The 17,399-nt window shown below is 69.4% G+C and carries 14 protein-coding genes and 1 tRNA gene; 5 read left to right on the forward strand and 10 right to left on the reverse strand.

Going from position 1 to position 17,399, the window contains the following annotated elements:
- The first annotated feature begins 19 nt into the window (after positions 1-19).
- On the forward strand, positions 20-442 hold the full coding sequence (locus BJ958_RS08660; protein WP_179726464.1) for a hotdog fold thioesterase: 423 nt from the start codon (positions 20-22) through the stop codon (positions 440-442).
- Between the two features lie 3 nt (positions 443-445).
- On the opposite strand, the gene BJ958_RS08665 is transcribed toward BJ958_RS08660, so the two are convergent.
- Positions 446-1,036, reverse strand: a complete 591-nt coding sequence (locus BJ958_RS08665; RefSeq protein ID WP_179726465.1) for a GNAT family N-acetyltransferase — start codon at positions 1,034-1,036, stop codon at positions 446-448.
- 218 nt (positions 1,037-1,254) lie between these two features.
- Between BJ958_RS08665 and BJ958_RS08670 the strand changes: the two genes are divergently transcribed.
- The 3 genes from BJ958_RS08670 to BJ958_RS08680 are packed head-to-tail and all read left to right on the forward strand — an operon-like array spanning position 1,255 to position 3,607.
- Positions 1,255-2,043 carry an ABC transporter substrate-binding protein gene (locus BJ958_RS08670; protein WP_179726466.1) on the forward strand — a complete coding sequence of 263 codons (789 nt, stop codon included), beginning with the start codon at positions 1,255-1,257 and terminating at the stop codon, positions 2,041-2,043.
- Entirely contained in the window at positions 2,040-2,849 is an 810-nt protein-coding gene (locus BJ958_RS08675) for an ABC transporter permease subunit (protein WP_179726467.1), read from the forward strand. The genes BJ958_RS08670 and BJ958_RS08675 overlap by 4 nt, the downstream gene beginning before the upstream one ends.
- Complete coding sequence (locus BJ958_RS08680) at positions 2,846-3,607, forward strand: amino acid ABC transporter ATP-binding protein (protein WP_179726468.1); 762 nt, start codon at positions 2,846-2,848, stop codon at positions 3,605-3,607. The genes BJ958_RS08675 and BJ958_RS08680 overlap by 4 nt, the downstream gene beginning before the upstream one ends.
- 74 nt (positions 3,608-3,681) lie before the next feature.
- On the opposite strand, the gene BJ958_RS08685 is transcribed toward BJ958_RS08680, so the two are convergent.
- The 6 genes from BJ958_RS08685 to BJ958_RS08710 all read right to left on the reverse strand — a co-directional run bounded on the left by BJ958_RS08685 (position 3,682) and on the right by BJ958_RS08710 (position 9,444).
- Positions 3,682-4,407, reverse strand: coding sequence for an ABC transporter ATP-binding protein (locus tag BJ958_RS08685; RefSeq protein ID WP_218865654.1), 726 nt, complete (start codon positions 4,405-4,407; stop codon positions 3,682-3,684).
- The gene (locus BJ958_RS08690; RefSeq protein ID WP_179726469.1) at positions 4,391-5,209 is read right to left on the reverse strand and encodes an ABC transporter ATP-binding protein; all 819 of its coding nucleotides are present in this window, start codon (positions 5,207-5,209) and stop codon (positions 4,391-4,393) included. The genes BJ958_RS08685 and BJ958_RS08690 overlap by 17 nt, the downstream gene beginning before the upstream one ends.
- Positions 5,202-6,407 (reverse strand): branched-chain amino acid ABC transporter permease, encoded by a 1,206-nt coding sequence (locus BJ958_RS08695; protein WP_179726470.1) that lies wholly within the window; start codon positions 6,405-6,407, stop codon positions 5,202-5,204. Before BJ958_RS08695 ends, BJ958_RS08690 begins: the two co-directional genes overlap by 8 nt.
- The gene (locus BJ958_RS08700; RefSeq protein ID WP_179726471.1) at positions 6,407-7,408 is read right to left on the reverse strand and encodes a branched-chain amino acid ABC transporter permease; all 1,002 of its coding nucleotides are present in this window, start codon (positions 7,406-7,408) and stop codon (positions 6,407-6,409) included. Before BJ958_RS08700 ends, BJ958_RS08695 begins: the two co-directional genes overlap by 1 nt.
- Before the next feature lie 100 nt (positions 7,409-7,508).
- Positions 7,509-8,624 carry an ABC transporter substrate-binding protein gene (locus BJ958_RS08705; RefSeq protein WP_179726472.1) on the reverse strand — a complete coding sequence of 372 codons (1,116 nt, stop codon included), beginning with the start codon at positions 8,622-8,624 and terminating at the stop codon, positions 7,509-7,511.
- A gap of 202 nt (positions 8,625-8,826) precedes the next feature.
- Positions 8,827-9,444, reverse strand: a complete 618-nt coding sequence (locus BJ958_RS08710) for a response regulator (protein ID WP_179726473.1) — start codon at positions 9,442-9,444, stop codon at positions 8,827-8,829.
- A 69-nt stretch (positions 9,445-9,513) separates the two neighbouring features.
- Between BJ958_RS08710 and BJ958_RS08715 the strand changes: the two genes are divergently transcribed.
- Positions 9,514-9,597: transfer RNA gene (locus tag BJ958_RS08715), tRNA-Leu, on the forward strand.
- Between the two features lie 136 nt (positions 9,598-9,733).
- On the opposite strand, the gene pyk is transcribed toward BJ958_RS08715, so the two are convergent.
- The 3 genes from pyk to gltB all read right to left on the reverse strand — a co-directional run bounded on the left by pyk (position 9,734) and on the right by gltB (position 17,314).
- Positions 9,734-11,200, reverse strand: coding sequence for a pyruvate kinase (pyk, locus tag BJ958_RS08720; protein WP_179726474.1), 1,467 nt, complete (start codon positions 11,198-11,200; stop codon positions 9,734-9,736).
- Between the two features lie 86 nt (positions 11,201-11,286).
- Positions 11,287-12,756 carry a glutamate synthase subunit beta gene (locus BJ958_RS08725; RefSeq protein ID WP_179726475.1) on the reverse strand — a complete coding sequence of 490 codons (1,470 nt, stop codon included), beginning with the start codon at positions 12,754-12,756 and terminating at the stop codon, positions 11,287-11,289.
- Entirely contained in the window at positions 12,749-17,314 is a 4,566-nt protein-coding gene (gene gltB / locus BJ958_RS08730; protein ID WP_179726476.1) for a glutamate synthase large subunit, read from the reverse strand. The genes BJ958_RS08725 and gltB overlap by 8 nt, the downstream gene beginning before the upstream one ends.
- Between the last annotated feature and the right edge of the window lie 85 nt (positions 17,315-17,399).

The following is a 17,399-nucleotide window of genomic DNA, read 5'->3' on the forward strand; positions in this document are numbered from 1 at the left end:
CCGACTATCGTTTCGGCCCATGACGACCATCGACGAGATCGCCGAGTACATGCGCTCCCACATGGGCGCGCTCAACGAGCGGATGGGCATCGAGCTCGTCGAGGTCACCGCGGACCGTGTCGTCGCCACCATGCCCGTCGAGGGCAACACCCAGCCCTACGGCCTGCTCCACGGCGGCGCCTCGGTCGTTCTCGCCGAGACCCTGGGCTCGGTCGCGGCCGCGATCCACGCCGGTCCCGACCGGTTCGCCGTCGGCACCGACATCAACGCCACCCACCACCGCTCGGCGACCTCGGGGGTCGTCACGGGCGTCGCGACGCCGCTGCACCGCGGGCGCACCATGGCCAGCTTCGAGATCGTCGTCAGCGACGACGCGGGCCGGCGCGTGTGCACGTCCCGGATCACCTGCGCCCTGCTCGAGCGCGACCCGGGCAGGAAGTAGCCCTCAGGCCTGCTCCGGCTCCGGGAGGGCGAGCCGCTCGGTGCGCGCCCGGCGCAGCGAGCGGCGGGCCGCGAGCACCCGGCTGCGGCTGCCGTCGACGCCGGCCTGCTGGCGCTGCGGCGAGACCCGGCTGCGCAGCAGCGTCGTCGGCGCGATCCGGTACATCACGACCGGCGCCAGGCCCAGGCGCGCCATGAACCGGTTGGACTCGCGCGAGGAGTGCGGAACCGCGGTGACGACGTGCAGGATGCCGTTCTCCTCCGCGAACGAGGTGGCGGCCTCCATCAGCGCGTGCCCGACCCCGTGCCGGCGGCAGGCGTCGAACACCCGGGGGTGGATGGACTGGACGCAGGGCTCGAGGTTGAGGGGCGACAGGGTGGTGATCCGCAGGTAGACCGCACCGGCCACCTGGCCGTCGTACTCGACGACGACGAGGCGCTGCTCGGGCGAGGCCGCGGCGGCCTTGACGACCAGCTCGACGTCGGCGACCTGCTCGGCCGGGTCGGCCCGGCGTACGGCGTCGCTCCAGAGCTCGGCCAGCACCGGTGCATCGTCACGCGTCGCGATGCGCGTCGTCAGCGAGTAGCGACTCATCCCGACCCTGTCCTCCCTCGACCCCCACGGACACCAGACCGCTCGGTCCCGAACGGTCAGGCGGACACATTACGCCCACCGTCCGGCCGACCGACAGGGGCAGGGCCGCCCCCAGTCATCCGATGTTCTCGTATCCGAGACAAGAATGCCCGCCACCGGCGGAAGCGGGCCGCCGGGAGCCTAGAGGCGCCCGGCTGCCGGGGCCTAGAGTGCCGCTCATGCAGAAGTCGCGCATCACCGCCCTCACCATCACGGCCCTCGCCACCCTCGCGCTCACCGCCTGTGGCTCCGAGGACAGCGCCAAGTCCGCCACCGGCGCCGAGCTCATCAAGAAGGACACCCTCACCGTCTGCTCGGACGTGCCCTACCCGCCGTTCGAGGACTTCGACAAGTCCAGCGACACCGGCTTCAAGGGCTTCGACGTCGACGTCATCAGCTCCGTCGCCGAGCAGCTCGACCTGAAGCTGAAGATCCAGGACTCGTCCTTCGACGCCCTGCAGAGCGGCCAGGCGCTCAACGCCGGCCAGTGCGACCTCGTCGCGTCGGCGATGACCATCACCGACGACCGCAAGAAGAACCTCGACTTCTCCGACGGCTACTACGCCTCGAAGCAGTCCCTGCTGGTCCCCGCCGACAGCAAGATCGCCTCGATCGGCGACCTCGACGGCGTCAAGGTCGGCGTGCAGCAGGGCACCACCGGCAAGACGTACACCGAGGAGAACGCCAAGGGCGCCGACATCGTGACCTTCCCGAGCGACGCCGAGATGTACCAGGCGATCAAGGCCGGCCAGGTCCAGGCTCTGCTGCAGGACCTCCCGGTCAACCTCAACCACGTGGCCGACGGCGGCTTCAAGATCGTCGAGACCTACGACACCGACGAGGAGTACGGCTTCGCCATCAAGAAGGGCAACAGCCAGCTCGTCAAGGACGTGAACGGCGCCCTCGAGAAGATGCACAGCGACGGCAGCTACGACACGATCTACAACAAGTACTTCGAGGTGAAGTGAAGCGCACGACGCGGCGCCGGCTGGTCATCTGGGGCATCAATCTCCTCGTCGTCGCCCTCATCGCTCTCGTCGTCCTGGTGGCCGACTGGAGCACGATCCGGCAGAACTTCTGGAACCCCGGTGGCGTCAGCCCGGGCAGTGACGGCAACTGGGGCGACCTGATCACGACGGGCGCGGTCAACACGGCGATCTACACCGTGATCGCGTTCGCGGGCGGACTCACGTTCGCGCTCGTGCTCGCCCTGGCTCGCCTGTCGCCGATCGCGACGCTGCGCTGGATCGCGACGGCGTACGTCGAGTTCTTCCGCGGCCTGCCGGCGCTGATCGTGATCCTGTTCATGGGCACCGGTGTGCCGATCGCCTTCGGCTGGACTCCGCCCGGTGGCCTCGTCGGCGCCGGCCTGATCGCGCTGATCATGGTGGCGGCGGCGTACATCTCCGAGACCCTGCGCGCCGGCATCCAGGCCGTGCCGAAGGGCCAGACCGAGGCGGCCCGCTCGCTCGGCATGAGCGGCACCGCGACGATGTTCAAGATCGTGCTCCCCCAGGCGTTCCGCGTGGTCATCCCGCCGCTCACCAACGAGTTCGTGCTGCTGATCAAGGACACGGCACTGCTCTCGGTGATCGGCTCGACGGTCGACACCCGCGAGCTGACCAACGTCGCCCGCGACTTCCAGTCGTCGGGCCCGTCGGCCGGCACCGCGACCAGCCTGATCCAGGCGGCCCTGATCTACCTGGTGATCACGATCCCGTTGACCCAGCTCGTGGCCTGGCAGGAGCGCCGGCAGAGGAAGGCGACCCGATGAACTCCCCCCACCTCGCCAACGGCGAGCCGGTCCCGGCGATCGCGGTCCGTGGCCTGCACAAGCACTACGGCAACCACGAGGTCCTCAAGGGCATCGACTTCTTCGTCGACGCCGGCCAGGTCGTCTGCGTCATCGGTCCCTCAGGATCGGGCAAGTCGACGCTGCTGCGCTGCGTCAACCGGCTCGAGGAGCCCAGCGCCGGCGAGATCCTGATCGAGGGCGTCGACATCTGCGACCCCGAGACGGACCTCGACGAGATGCGTTCGCGCATCGGCATGGTGTTCCAGCAGTTCAACCTGTTCCCCCACCTGTCGGTCCTCAAGAACCTCACCCTGGCCCAGCGCAACGTGCGGGGTCGGAGCAAGGACGAGGCGGTCCAGATCGCCCGGCAGAACCTCGAGAAGGTCGGCCTGTCGACCAAGGAGTCGGCCTACCCCGCCCACCTCTCCGGCGGTCAGCAGCAGCGCGTGGCGATCGCCCGCGCGCTGTCGATGAAGCCCGACATGATGCTCTTCGACGAGCCCACCAGCGCCCTCGACCCGGAGCTGGTCGGCGACGTCCTGGGCGTCATGAAGGAGCTCGCGCAGGAGGGCATGACGATGATGGTCGTCACCCACGAGATGGGCTTCGCCCGCGAGGTCGGCGACAAGCTGGTCTTCATGGACGGCGGCGTCGTCGTCGAGGAGGGCCTGCCGGTCGAGGTGCTGTCGAACCCGCAGCACGAGCGGACCCAGTCGTTCCTCTCGAAGGTGCTCTGACCCCCAGGGTCGACACGAAGGCCCGGGCGGATGATGATCCGCCCGGGCCTTCGTCGTACGTCGCGCAGGACGCGCTACACGTCGCCGCCGAGGTAGGCGGCCTTGACCGCCGGGTCGACAGCGAGCTCGGCGCCCTTGCCGGACCGGACGATCTCGCCGGTCTCGAGGATGTGGGCGTCGTGCGAGCGCTTGAGCGCCTGCGCGGCGTTCTGCTCCACCAGCAGGACGGTGGTGCCCTGTTCGTTGATCTCCGTGATGATCGTGAAGATCTGCTGGATCAGCTTGGGCGCGAGACCCATCGACGGCTCGTCGAGCAGCAGCAGCTTGGGCCGCGACATCAGCGCCCGTCCGATGGCCAGCATCTGCTGCTCGCCGCCGGACATGCTGCCGGCCGCCTGCTTCTCGCGCTCCTTCAACCGTGGGAACAGCGTGAACACCCGCTCCAGGTCCTCCCGGTAGGCCGCGGTCTTGCGGTCCTTGCGCAGGAAGGCGCCCATGTCGAGGTTCTCGCTCACGGTCATCCCGGGGAAGCAGCCGCGCCCCTCGGGGGACTGGCTGATCCCCCGCTTGACCCGTTCGAAGGGCGCGAGGTGCGTGATGTCCTCACCCTGGAACCGGATCGCGCCGCCACGCACCTTGCGCAGGCCCGAGACCGTCTTGAGCGTGGTCGTCTTGCCGGCGCCGTTGGCACCGACCAGCGAGGTCACCGTGCCCTCGGGCACGGAGAAGCTCACGCCCCGGATGGCCTCGATGTGGCCGTAGTTGACCTGAAGGTCCTCGACCTCAAGAAGCATCTTCATCCACTCCCAGGTAGGCGGCGATGACCGCCGGGTTGTCGCGGATCTCGGCGGGGACGCCCTCCGCGATCTTGCGACCGAACTCGAGCACGACGATCCGGTCGGTGACGCCCATGACCAGCCGCATGTCGTGCTCGATCAGCAGCACGGTGTAGCCGGCGTCGCGCACCTTGCGGATCAGCTCCATGAGCTTGACCTTCTCGGCGGGGTTGAAGCCCGCCGCCGGCTCGTCGAGGCACAGCAGCTTCGGGCCGGTGCCCATCGCCCGTGCGATCTCGAGCCGGCGCTGGTCGCCGTAGGACAGGTTGGCGGCCAGCTCGTCGTGCCGGGCGGTGATCCCGACCAGGTGGAGGAGCTCCTTGGCCCGCTCCTGCGAGGCGGCCTCGGTACGGCGGTGCCGTGGGGTGCGCAGCAGCGCGTCCCAGAAGCCGACCTTGCTGTGGGCGTCGGTGCCGACCAGCACGTTCTCGAGCACCGTCATCGACTTGAACAGCCGGATGTTCTGGAACGTCCGGGCCAGGCCGAGCTTGGTGATCTTGTGCTTCTTCATCCTCGACAGCGGGTTGCCGTCGAAGCGGACCTGTCCCGAGGTCGGCCGGTAGACACCCGTCATGACGTTGAAGCAGGTGGTCTTGCCCGCGCCGTTGGGCCCGATCAGGCCGAGGATCTCGCCCTCGCGGATCTCGAAGCTGACGTCGTCGAGAGCGGTCAGACCGCCGAACCGCAAGGTGACGTGGTCGACCTCGAGCAGCGCCTTGCGCTCCCCCGACGCGGCCATCGTCTGCTCAGTCGTCTGCTCAGGCATTGGCGTCCTCCTCCAGCTCGCCCTCTTCGAGTGCCTCGATCTCCGCCTCGGCGGCCTTGGCCCGTCGGGTCCGGCCGGGCGGCAGCAGGCCCTCGGGGCGCCACACGGCCAGCGTCGTCAGCGCGACACCGAAGAGGAAGTAGCGATAGTCGTTGATCTCGCGGAACCGCTCGGGCAGGTAGACCACCAGCGCACCGCCGAGGACGGCGCCCCACCGGTTGCCGGCTCCACCGATGACCACCGCGGCCACCAGCAGCATCGAGAACAGCAGCGGGAAGCTGTCCGGGCTGATGTAGCCGGCCTGGCTGCTGGCGAGGAAGGACCCCGACAGGCCGCCGATCGCGGCGCCGAGGGCGAAGGCCATCAGCTTGAAGCGGAAGGTCGGCACACCCATCAGCTCGGCGGCGTCCTCGTCCTCGCGCGTGGCCTCCCAGGCGCGTCCGACGCGGCTGTTCTTGACCAGCCGGTCGCCGCAGATGACCAGGATGAGCACGATCAGCAGCAGCCAGTAGTAGGGAATGGCGTCCTGGGAGCCGAAGATCAGGAAGGACGTCGGGTGGTCGTGGTCGAGGTGCGGGACGAACCCGTCCCACACGAGCCGCGGGATCTGGAACAGACCGCGCTCGCTCGGGTCGACGAACGGGCCCTCGGGGTTCGGGCCGATGTTGGGCGGGTGCGGGATGTCCTTGATGCCGGACGCGGCACCGAGCCACTCGATGTTCTTGGCCGAGATCCGGATGATCTCACCGAAGCCGAGCGTCACGATGGCGAGGTAGTCGCCGCGCACGCGCAGGGTCGGTGCACCGAGGATCACGCCGGTCACCATCGTCACCGCGATCGCCACCGGCAGGACCAGGAAGAACGGCCAGGAGCCGTGGTACACCGTCAGCACACCGGTGGTGTAGGCACCGGTGGCGTAGAAGCCGACGTACCCGAGGTCGAGCAGGCCGGCGTAGCCGATGACGATGTTGAGGCCCACCGAGACGAGGGCGAACGCCGCGACGCTGAACATCACGCCGCCGAAGTCGGAGCCCGTCGTCGTGAGGATCGGCGGCCGCAGCAGCGGCAGGGCGAAGAAGAAGATGCCGATCAGGGCCAGGATCACCAGCCGGAGGGGCTTGGGCAGGGCCGCGTACCGGTCGAGCACGCCGTCCCACGCCGAGCCGACCGCCTGCAGCGACTTGCTGATTGCCGTCATCACGCACGCGCCTTTCCGAGCGCCTCGCCCAGCAGGCCGGAGGGCCTGACGAGCAGGATCAGGACCAGGAGGATGAAGGCGAAGACGTCCTTCCACTCCGAACCGAAGATCGCAGAGCCGTAGCTCTCGGCGACGCCGAGGACCAGGCCACCCAGGAGGGCACCTCGCAGGTTGCCGATACCGCCGAGGACGGCGGCCGTGAACGCCTTGACGCCGAGGATGAAGCCGGCGTTCTGGCGGGTCGAGCCGACCTTGAGCATGTACAGGGTCGCGGCCGCACCGGCCATCAGACCACCGATGAGGAAGGTGCCCTGGATGACCCGGTTGGAGTTCACGCCCATGAGTGCCGCGGCCTCGGGGTCCTGGGCCACGGCGCGGATGCCGCGACCGAACCTCGTGCGCCGCACGAAGGTGTCGAGGGCGACCATCATCAAGATGGCGGCGACGATGATGACGATGTCGACGTCGGTCACCGTGTAGTTGCCGACGTCGAAGAGCTCCTTCGGGTCGATGGTGACGGGGTTCGAGTAGACGTCACGGGCCTTGCCGACGTAGTCGGAGAGGTTGTCGTCGAGACCGAACCAGCCGGCGAACTTGTCGCGCAGGCCCATCGCCTCGGCGAGGGCGAAGGACGCGCCGATCGCGGAGATGAGCGCGATGAGCTTCGGGGCGCCCTTGTTGATCAGTGGCCGGTAGGCCACCCGTTCGAGCAGGAGCGCCACTCCCGCGGACATGGCCATGGCGGCGAGCAGCGCCACCGCCAGGATGGGCAAGGCCTTGCCCAGGCTCCACGTGACCGAGTCGGTGCCGTGGAAGAACACGAAGACCCATGCGACGGCGAAGGTGCCGTACATGAAGACCTCGGAGTGCGCGAAGTTGATGAGCTGCAGGACGCCGTAGACCATCGTGTAGCCGAGGGCGATCAGCGCGTAGATCGCGCCGAACACCAGGCCACCAACGGTGAACGCCGGCAGGTTGTTGATGAGAACGTCGAAGTGCAAGGGATCCCCCCAGTCGCCGGTCTTGACTCGACTGCGGCCGGGGGGCGGTGGCCCCCCGGCCGCAGCTCAGCGGATGACGCGCGTGGTCACCCGCGGACGATCACTTGATCGCCTCGGGGTTCTCGAGGTCGAGCTTGCCGCCCTTGACGAAGTACGCGTAGATCGTCGAGGAGGTGATGTCGCCCTTGTCGTCGAACGAGATCGGACCGCTGGCACCCTCACCGTCGTACTTGCCGATGAAGTTGTTGACCTCCTCCGCCGACGACGCGCCGTCCTTGACCGCGGCGAGGAAGATGTTCGCCGCGTCGTAGGCCTGCGTGGAGTAGAGGCCCGCGTCGGCGCCGACGACGGCCTTGTACTTGTCGTTGAAGTCCGCCGGAGCCGGAGCAGCCGGAGCGGAGAGGACAGCGCCCTCGGCCGCGTCGGCGCCCGCCGCCTTCACGAAGGCCGGGTCCTCGGAGCCGTCACCCGACATGAAGGTGCCGGTGAAGCCGCCCTGGCGCAGCTGCTTGACCAGCAGACCGCCCTCGGCGTAGTAGCCGCCGTAGAAGACCGCGTCGGCACCCGACGCCTTGATCTGGGTGACGACCGCGGACATGTCGGTCTGACCGACGGTGATCTGGTCCTCGCCGACCTTGGCGCTGCCGAGGCCCTCCTTGACGTAGCCCGCCAGGCCCTTGCTGTAGTCCTGGCCGTCGTCGACGACGAACACCTTGGTGGCGCCGGCGGTCTCGGTCAGGTACTTGGCGTCCGCCTTGCCCTGCGCCTCGTCGTTGCCGATGACGCGGTGCCAGGTGATCCACTTCTGCTGGGTGATGGTCACGTTGGTGGCCGACGCCGAGATCGACGGCAGGCCGGCCTCGTAGAAGGTCTTGCCGGTCGCGAGCGACTCGCCGGAGAAGCCGGGGCCGACGAGACCGAAGATCGAGTCGTCGTTGATGATCTGGGTGGCGAGGCCGGGGGCGACCTTCGGGTCACCCTGGGAGTCGAACTCCTTGACGCCGATCTTGCAGTCGGCGTTCGCCTTGTTGTACTCATCGAGCGCGAGCTTCACGCCGCCGAGCATGTTCTGGCCGAGAGCAGCCGCGTCGCCCGTCAGGGCGCCGAGGAACGCGATGTTCTTGCCGCAGAGGTCGCCGCCACCCTTGGCGCCCTTGTCGCCGTCCTTGCTGTCATCGGACCCACAGGCCGTGACGGTCAGGCTGAGGGCCAGCACCGCAGCACCGACACCGAATACCTTGTTTCGCCTCAAGAGACTTCTCCCGCTTCCTCATCGGCCGGGGACGGCGTCGTGCCCACCCCGGAGTTGTCCTGCCGCGGGAACCTACACCGGCGCAGGGGCCGGCGGAAGCAACTCGGTGGCCCAGGTCACAAATCATGACGAATCTGTTACCTGGACGACCCGAACGTCGGACGATTTACGGGGCGGGCGTGCCCGGCACGCCGTGGGTGACCACGCCGTCGGCCACCTCGCGCATCGACATGCGCAGGTCCATGGCCGTCTTCTGGATCCACCGGAACGCCTCGGACTCCGAGAGCGAGAGCTGCTCCTGCAAGATGCCCTTGGCCCGGTCGACCGCCTTGCGGGTCTCGAGCCGCTCGGTGAGGTCGCTGACCTCGTTCTCGAGCTGGCGGATCTCCGCGAACCGGCTCACCGCCATCTCGATCGCCGGCACCAGGTCGGACTGCGAGAACGGCTTGACGAGGTACGACATCGCGCCGGCCTCCCGCGCCCGCTCCACCAGGTCGCGCTGCGAGAACGCCGTCAGCATGACCACCGGCGCGATCCGCTGCCCCGCGATGGCCTCGGCCGCCGCGATCCCGTCGAGCACCGGCATCTTGACGTCGAGGATGACCAGGTCGGGGCGCAGCTCCTCGGCGAGCTCGATCGCCTTCTGGCCGTCGCCGGCCTGACCCACGACGTCGTACCCCTCCTCGGCCAGCATCTCGGCGAGGTCCATCCGGATCAGGGTCTCGTCCTCGGCGATGACCACGGTGCGGGGCTGCGGCTGCTCGTTCGGGGCGGTCTCGGTCACGGGGTCAGGCTATCGGGCCGGCCGGTGCGGGGCCGGAGGAGTGTCTCGGCTACGGTTTCTCCTGACCCGGCCGGGTTGGCGGAATCGGTATACGCGGCGCTCTCAAAAAGCGTTGTCCGAAAGGGCATGTGGGTTCGAGTCCCACACTCGGCACCTCAGGCGGAGAGTTGTGTGGGCGCTCGACCTCGCCGACATCCCCTGGCGGCAGTCCAGCACCCGGGTGATCAGCGTGTCCCGCCGCGACGCGGTGGCCCGGCTGGACGCGCTGATCGGGCTGAAGACGTGAGGCTCAGCGGCTGCGTCGGTAGGCCGGCGCGACCTCGTTGATCGCGTCGCCCATCCGGTGCACGCGCAGCGCGTTGGTCGAGCCGGGGATGCCCGGGGGGCTGCCCGCGACGATGACGACGCGGTCGCCCTCCTTGACCCGGCCGATCTTGAGCAGCTCCTCGTCGACCTGGCGCACCATCTCGTCGGTGTGCTCGACGGTCGAGGTCTTGAACGCCTCGATGCCCCAGCTGACCGCGAGCTGGGACCGGGCGCGGGCCTCGGGAGTGAAGGCGAGCACGGGGATCGAGCTGCGCAGCCGGGCCAGGCGGCGGGCGGAGTCGCCGGACTGGGTGAAGGCGACGACGTACTTGGCGCCGACCCGCTGGGCGACCTCCTCGGCGGCCTTGGTGATGACGCCGGAGGTGGTGTGGGGGTCCCACTCGATGCGGCCGAACCGGCTGAAGCTCTCGTCGACGAGCGCGTGCTCCTCGGTGGCGGTGATGATCCGGGCCATCGTCTCGACCGTGTGCACGGGGTGCTCCCCCACGCTGGTCTCGCCGGAGAGCATCACGGCGTCCGCGCCGTCGAGCACGGCGTTGGCGACGTCGCTGGCCTCCGCGCGCGTCGGCGCGGGGTTGGTGACCATCGACTCCAGCATCTGGGTCGCGACGATGACCGGCTTCGCGTTGCGGCGCGCGGCGACGATGATCTTCTTCTGCAAGAAGGGCACCTCCTCCAGCGGGCACTCCACGCCGAGGTCACCACGGGCGACCATGAACGCGTCGAAGGCGTCGACGACCTCGTCGAGGTTCTCGATCGCCTGCGGCTTCTCGATCTTGGCGATGACGGGGACGACGACCCCCTCCTCGCGCATGATGGCCCGCACGTCCTCGGCGTCGGCCGCGCTGCGCACGAAGCTGAGGGCGATGAAGTCGACGCCGAGACGCAGCGCGAAGCGCAGGTCCTCGGTGTCCTTGTCCGACAGCGCGGGCACCGACACCGCGACGCCGGGCAGGTTGATGCCCTTGTTGTTGCTGACCTTGCCGGCGACCAGGACCTCGGTGACCACGTCGGTGCCGTCGACGACCTCGACGACGCGCAGGCGGACCTTGCCGTCGTCGATGAGCAGCGGGTCACCGGGGGCGACGTCACCCGGGAGCCCCTTGTACGTCGTGCCGCAGATCTCGGCGTTCCCCTCGACGTCGCGCGTGGTGATGGTCCAGCGCTGCCCCCGGTGGAGCTGGACGGGACCGTCGGCGAAGCGCTCGAGGCGGATCTTCGGGCCCTGCAGGTCGGCGAGGATGCCGACGCCGTGACCGGACGCGTCCGACGCCTCGCGGACCAGGCGGTAGGCCTCGGCGTGCTGCTCGTGGCTGCCGTGGCTCATGTTGAGGCGGGCGACGTCCATGCCGGCGTACACGAGCTCGCGGATCCTCCGCTCCGAGCTGGTGGCCGGACCCAGGGTGCACACGATCTTGGCTCTCCGCACGAGCCCAGCCTATCGGTCGGTTGGAACGTGAAAAATGCGGACCCGGCTCGTCCCGAGGCTTTCGGGACGAGCCGGGTCGTGGGGCGTCAGACGACCAGCGGACGCGCGGTCGGCGGGATCGGCGCGGGCAGCTGCGTGCTGCCGGTGAGGAAGGTGTCCACACCGGCGGCGGCCGCACGGCCCTCGGCGATCGCCCACACGATGAGCGACTGGCCACGACCGGCGTCCCCGGCGACGAACACGCCGTCGACGTTGGTGGCGTAGCTGTCGTCGCGCTTGATGTTGCCGCGCTCGTCGAGCTCCAGGCCGAGCTGCTCGACCAGGCCGCCCTGCTCCGGGCCGAGGAAGCCCATCGCGAACAGGACCAGGTCGGCCGGGATCTCCCGCTCGGTGCCCTCGTGCTCGACCAGCCTGCCGGCCTCGAAGGAGACCTCGACCAGGCGCAGCGCCCGGACGTTGCCGTCCTCGTCACCGAGGAACTCCTGGGTGGACACGGCGTACACGCGCTCGCCACCCTCCTCGTGCGCGGAGGAGACCCGGTAGATCATCGGGTACGTCGGCCACGGCTGCCCGTTCGGACGGTCCTCCGTCGGCTGGGGCATGATCTCGAGCTGGGTGATCGAGGCCGCCCCCTGGCGGATGGAGGTGCCGAGGCAGTCGGCGCCCGTGTCGCCGCCACCGATGATGACGACGTGCTTGCCGTCGGCGCGGATCTGGTCCTCGACCGTCTCCCCCAGCGCGACGCGGTTGGCCTGCGGGAGGAACTCCATCGCCTGGTGGATGCCCTTGAGCTCGCGGCCCGGGACCGGCAGGTCGCGCGGGACCGTGGAGCCGACGGCCAGGACGACGGCGTCGAACCGGTCCTTGAGCGCGTCACCGGTGAGCTTGCCGGTGCCGACCTCGACGCCGGAGCGGAAGACCGTGCCCTCGCGGCGCATCTGGTCGAGCCGGCGCTCGAGGTGCTTCTTCTCCATCTTGAACTCGGGGATGCCGTAGCGCAGCAGGCCACCGGGCTGGTCGGCCCGCTCGTAGACGGCCACGGTGTGGCCGGCCCGGGTGAGCTGCTGGGCGGCGGCCAGCCCGGCGGGACCGGAGCCGATGACGGCGACGGTCTTGCCGGTCAGCCACTCGGGCGGCTGCGGCCGCACGAAGCCCGACTCGTAGGCCCGGTCGATGATCGAGACCTCGATGTTCTTGATCGTGACCGCCGGCTGGTTGATGCCGAGCACGCACGCCGTCTCGCAGGGAGCCGGGCAGAGGCGACCGGTGAACTCCGGGAAGTTGTTGGTCGCGTGCAGGCGCTCGATGGCACCGTCCCAGTCGTCGCGCCAGACCAGGTCGTTCCACTCCGGGATGATGTTGCCCAGCGGGCAGCCGGAGTGGCAGAACGGGATCCCGCAGTCCATGCAGCGGCTGGCCTGGACGTTGATGATCGGCAGCAGCGCGCGACCGATCCCGCCCGGGTAGACCTCGTTCCAGTCGTGGACCCGCTCCTCGACCGGGCGACGCTCGGCCACCTCGCGGGTGTTCTTCAAGAAGCCCTTCGGGTCAGCCATGGAGCACCTCCATCACTCGTGCGGCGGACGCGTCGGCGTCGAGGCCCTCGGCCTCGGCCTCGGCCTGGACCGCCAGGACCTTCGCGTAGTCGCGCGGCATGACCTCGGTGAACCGCGGCAGTGCGGCCTCCCAGTCGGCCAGCAGCGCCTCGGCGACCGTGGAACCGGTCTCCTCGAAGTGCGTACGGACGATCTGCTCGAGCTCCGCGGCGTACGCCTCGGAGACGGGACGCAGGTCGACGAGCTCGGGGTTGACGCGGAAGTCCTTCAGGTCGAGGACCCACGCGATGCCGCCCGACATGCCGGCCGCGAAGTTGCGCCCGGTCTTGCCGAGGACGACCACGCGTCCACCCGTCATGTACTCGCAGCCGTGGTCGCCCACGCCCTCGGTCACGATGGTCGCGCCCGAGTTGCGCACGCAGCACCGCTCGCCGACGCCGCCGCGGATGAAGATCTCACCCGAGGTCGCGCCGTAGGCGATGGTGTTGCCGGCGATGATGTGCTCCTCGGCCCGGAACGTCGCGCTCCGGTCGGGGCGGATCGCGATCCGGCCGCCCGAGAGGCCCTTGCCGACGTAGTCGTTGGCGTCGCCCTCGAGCCGCAGCGTGATGCCGCGGGGCACGAACGCGCCGAAGGACTGGCCGGCCGAGCCGACGAACGTCAGGTCGATCGTGCCGTCGGGCAGGCCCGCGCCGCCGTACTTCTTGGTGACCTCGTGGCCGAGGATCGTGCCGACGGTGCGGTTGACGTTGCGGATCGCGAGCTGCGCCCGGACCGGCTCGCCGCTCTCGATCGCCGGCGCCGCCAGGGGCAGGATCTCGGTGACGTCGAGCGACTTCTCCAGGCCGTGCTCCTGACCACCGGTGTTGCGGAGGTCCTGGTCGGGGAAGTGCGTCTCGGCGATCTCGACCTTGTGCAGGATCGGCGCCAGGTCGAGGCCCTTCGCCTTCCAGTGCCGCTCGGCCTCGACCGTGTCGAGGACCTCGACCTGGCCGATGGCCTCCTCGATCGACCGGAAGCCCAGCTGCGCGAGCAGCTCGCGGACCTCCTCGGCGATGAACTCGAAGAAGTTGACGACGTACTCGGCCTTGCCGCTGAACCGCTCGCGCAGCGCCGGGTTCTGCGTCGCCACGCCCACCGGGCAGGTGTCGAGGTGGCAGACCCGCATCAGGATGCAGCCCGAGACCACCAGCGGGGCGGTCGCGAAGCCGAACTCCTCCGCACCGAGCAGCGCGGCGATGACCACGTCACGACCGGTCTTGAGCTGGCCGTCGGTCTGCACGACGATCCGGTCGCGCAGGCCGTTGAGCAGCAGGGTCTGCTGGGTCTCGGCGAGGCCGAGCTCCCAGGGACCGCCCGCGTGCTTGAGCGAGGTCAGCGGGGACGCGCCCGTGCCGCCGTCGTGACCGGAGATCAGGACGACGTCCGCGTGCGCCTTCGAGACACCCGCCGCGACCGTGCCGACGCCGACCTCGGAGACCAGCTTCACGTGGACGCGGGCCGAGGGGTTGGCGTTCTTGAGGTCGTGGATCAGCTGAGCCAGGTCCTCGATCGAGTAGATGTCGTGGTGCGGCGGCGGGCTGATCAGGCCCACGCCCGGGGTGGAGTGCCGGGTCTTGGCCACCCACGGGTAGACCTTGTTGCCGGGCAGCTGACCGCCCTCACCGGGCTTGGCGCCCTGCGCCATCTTGATCTGGATGTCGTCGGCGTTGGTGAGGTACTCCGAGGTGACGCCGAAGCGACCGGAGGCGACCTGCTTGATCGAGCTGCGGCGCTCGGGGTCGTGGAGACGCTCGGAGTCCTCGCCGCCCTCGCCGGTGTTGGACTTGGCGCCCAGCCGGTTCATGGCGATGGCCAGGGTCTCGTGCGCCTCGCGCGAGATCGAGCCGTAGGACATGGCGCCGGTCGAGAACCGCTTGACGATGTCGGCCACGGGCTCGACCTCGTCGATCGGGATCGGGCTGCGGCCGAACGCGCCGGCGTCCTTGAACTTGAACAGCCCGCGCAGCGTCATCAGCTTCTCGGACTGGTCGTCGACGGCCTGCGTGTACTGCTTGAAGATGTCGTAGCGACCGGTCCGCGTGGAGTGCTGCAGGCGGAACACCGTCTCCGGGTTGAAGAGGTGCGGCTCGCCCTCGCGACGCCACTGGTACTCGCCGCCGATCTCGAGCTCGCGGTGCGCGGGCGCGATGCCGGCCGGCGGGTACGCCTTGGCGTGCCGCGCGGCGACCTCCTGGGCCACGACGTCGAGCTCGACGCCGCCCAGCTTGGAGGTGGTGCCGGTGAAGTACTTGTCGACGACCGCCTGCGAGAGGCCGATGCACTCGAAGATCTGCGCTCCGGTGTAGGACGCCACGGTGCTGACGCCGATCTTCGACATCACCTTCACGACGCCCTTGCCGAGCGCCTTGACGAGGTTCTTGACCGCCTGCTCCGGCTCGGCCTTGACGTAGTAGCCCTCGCGGGCGAGGTCCTCGACGCTCTCCATGGCGAGGTACGGGTTGACCGCCGCCGCGCCGTAGCCGACGAGGAGCGCCACGTGGTGCACCTCGCGGACGTCGCCGGCCTCGACGAGCAGGCCGACCTGGGTGCGGGTCTTCTCCCGGACCAGGTGGTGGTGGACCGCACCGGTGAGCAGCAGCGACGGGATCGGCGCGAGGTCGGCCGTCGCGTGCCGGTCGGACAGCACGATGATCCGCGCGCCGGCCTCGATCGCGGCCGACACCTCCTGGCAGATCTCGTCGAGCCGTGCCGCCATCGCGGCGCCGCCGCCGTTGACGTCGTACAGGCCACGGGCCACGTGGGTCTGGAACCCGGGGTGGTCGCCGTCGCGGTTGATGTGGCGGATCTTGACCAGGTCGTCGTTGGAGATGACCGGGAAGGGGACCACGATCTGGCGGCAGGACGCCGGGCCGGGCTCGAGCAGGTTGGCCTCGGGACCGATGGTGCCGTTGAGCGAGGTGACGAGCTCCTCGCGGATGGCGTCCAGCGGCGGGTTGGTGACCTGCGCGAACAGCTGGCTGAAGTAGTCGAAGAGCAGCCGCGGCTTGTCGCTCAGCGCCGCGATGGGCGTGTCGGTGCCCATCGAGCCGAGCGCCTCACCACCGGTGTTGGCCATCGGCGTGAGGATGACCCGCAGCTCCTCCTCGGTGTAGCCGAAGATCTGCTGGCGACGCGTGACCGAGGCGTGGGTGTGCACGATGTGCTCACGCTCGGGGATGTCGTCGAGGTGGATGATCCCGCCGTGCAGCCACTCGCCGTACGGGTGCTCCGAGGCGAGCTGCTCCTTGATCTCCTCGTCCTCGATGATCCGGTGCTCCTCGGTGTCGACGAGGAACATCCGGCCCGGCTGGAGGCGGCCCTTGCGGACCACGGAGGCCGGGTCGAGGTCGAGCACGCCGACCTCGGAGGCGAGGACGACGAGGCCGTCGTCGGTGACCCAGAAGCGGGAGGGGCGCAGGCCGTTGCGGTCGAGGACCGCACCGATCTGGGTGCCGTCGGTGAACACGACGCACGCCGGGCCGTCCCACGGCTCCATGGTGGCGGAGTGGAAGCGGTAGAAGTCGCGCCGCTTCTGCTCCATCTCGGTGTGGTTCTCCCAGGCCTCCGGGATCATCATCAGCACCGCGTGCGGCAGGCTGCGACCACCCATGTGGAGGAGCTCGAGGACCTCGTCGAAGGACGCGGAGTCGGACGCACCCGGGGTGCAGATCGGGAACAGCCGGTCCAGGTCGCCGGGGATGGCGTCGGAGGCCAGCAGCGCCTCACGGGCACGCATCCAGTTGCGGTTGCCCATCACGGTGTTGATCTCGCCGTTGTGGGCGATGAACCGGAACGGGTGCGACAGCGGCCAGCTCGGGAAGGTGTTCGTCGAGAACCGCGAGTGCACGACACCGATGGCCGAGGCCATCCGCTCGTCGCGCAGGTCGGGGAAGAAGTTGTCGAGCTGGTCGGTCGTCAGCATGCCCTTGTAGGCGAGCGTGCGCGACGACAGCGACGGGAAGTAGACCTCGGTCTCGTGCTCGGCCCGCTTGCGCAGGCAGAAGGCGAGGCGCTCGAGGTCCATGCCGTTGAGCGCGCCGCCGGGCGCCTGGACGAACAGCTGGGCGAACGTCGGCATGACGCTGACCGCCATGGTGCCGAGGATCTCCGGGTTCACCGGGACCTCGCGCCAGCCGAGGACGACGAGGCCCTCCTCGGCAGCGATCTCCTCGATCCGGGTCCGGGTCTTGGCGACCTGGCCCTCGTCGCCGGGCAGGAAGGCCGTGCCGACGGCGTACGTGCCGGCCACCGGCAGCGTGATGCCTGCGTCAGCGGCGACCGCGCGCAGGAACGCGTCGGGCACCTGCAGCAGGATCCCGGCGCCGTCGCCGGAGTTGACCTCGGCACCCGCGGCACCGCGGTGGTCGAGGTTGCGCAGGGCCGTCAGGGCCTTCGTCACGATGTCGTGACTGGCCACACCGGTCAGCGTCGCGACGAAGGCGACACCACAGGCGTCGCGCTCGTGACGCGGGTCGTAGAGACCCTCGGGCGGCGGGAACGCGTGCGAATAGGGCACCAGGGTTCTCCCGTCGACTACGTCTGCGTCCGTCCGGTCGACCCCGCGGGCCGATGGAGGACTAACAGAAGGTGGGGCGCAAGGG

Source organism: Nocardioides kongjuensis, assembly GCF_013409625.1.
GTDB classification, from domain to species: domain Bacteria; phylum Actinomycetota; class Actinomycetes; order Propionibacteriales; family Nocardioidaceae; genus Nocardioides; species Nocardioides kongjuensis.

Excerpts from the sequence above, each read along its gene's own strand:
- BJ958_RS08725 (WP_179726475.1), bottom strand. The coding sequence starts at position 12,756 with ATGGCTGACCCGAAGGGCTTCTTGAAGAACACCCGCGAGGTGGCCGAG.
- BJ958_RS08680 (WP_179726468.1), top strand. The coding sequence starts at position 2,846 with ATGAACTCCCCCCACCTCGCCAACGGCGAGCCGGTCCCGGCGATCGCG.
- BJ958_RS08685 (WP_218865654.1), bottom strand. The coding sequence starts at position 4,407 with ATGAAGATGCTTCTTGAGGTCGAGGACCTTCAGGTCAACTACGGCCAC.
- BJ958_RS08690 (WP_179726469.1), bottom strand. The coding sequence starts at position 5,209 with ATGCCTGAGCAGACGACTGAGCAGACGATGGCCGCGTCGGGGGAGCGC.
- BJ958_RS08670 (WP_179726466.1), top strand. The coding sequence starts at position 1,255 with ATGCAGAAGTCGCGCATCACCGCCCTCACCATCACGGCCCTCGCCACC.
- BJ958_RS08665 (WP_179726465.1), bottom strand. The coding sequence starts at position 1,036 with ATGAGTCGCTACTCGCTGACGACGCGCATCGCGACGCGTGACGATGCA.
- BJ958_RS08660 (WP_179726464.1), top strand. The coding sequence starts at position 20 with ATGACGACCATCGACGAGATCGCCGAGTACATGCGCTCCCACATGGGC.
- BJ958_RS08695 (WP_179726470.1), bottom strand. The coding sequence starts at position 6,407 with ATGACGGCAATCAGCAAGTCGCTGCAGGCGGTCGGCTCGGCGTGGGAC.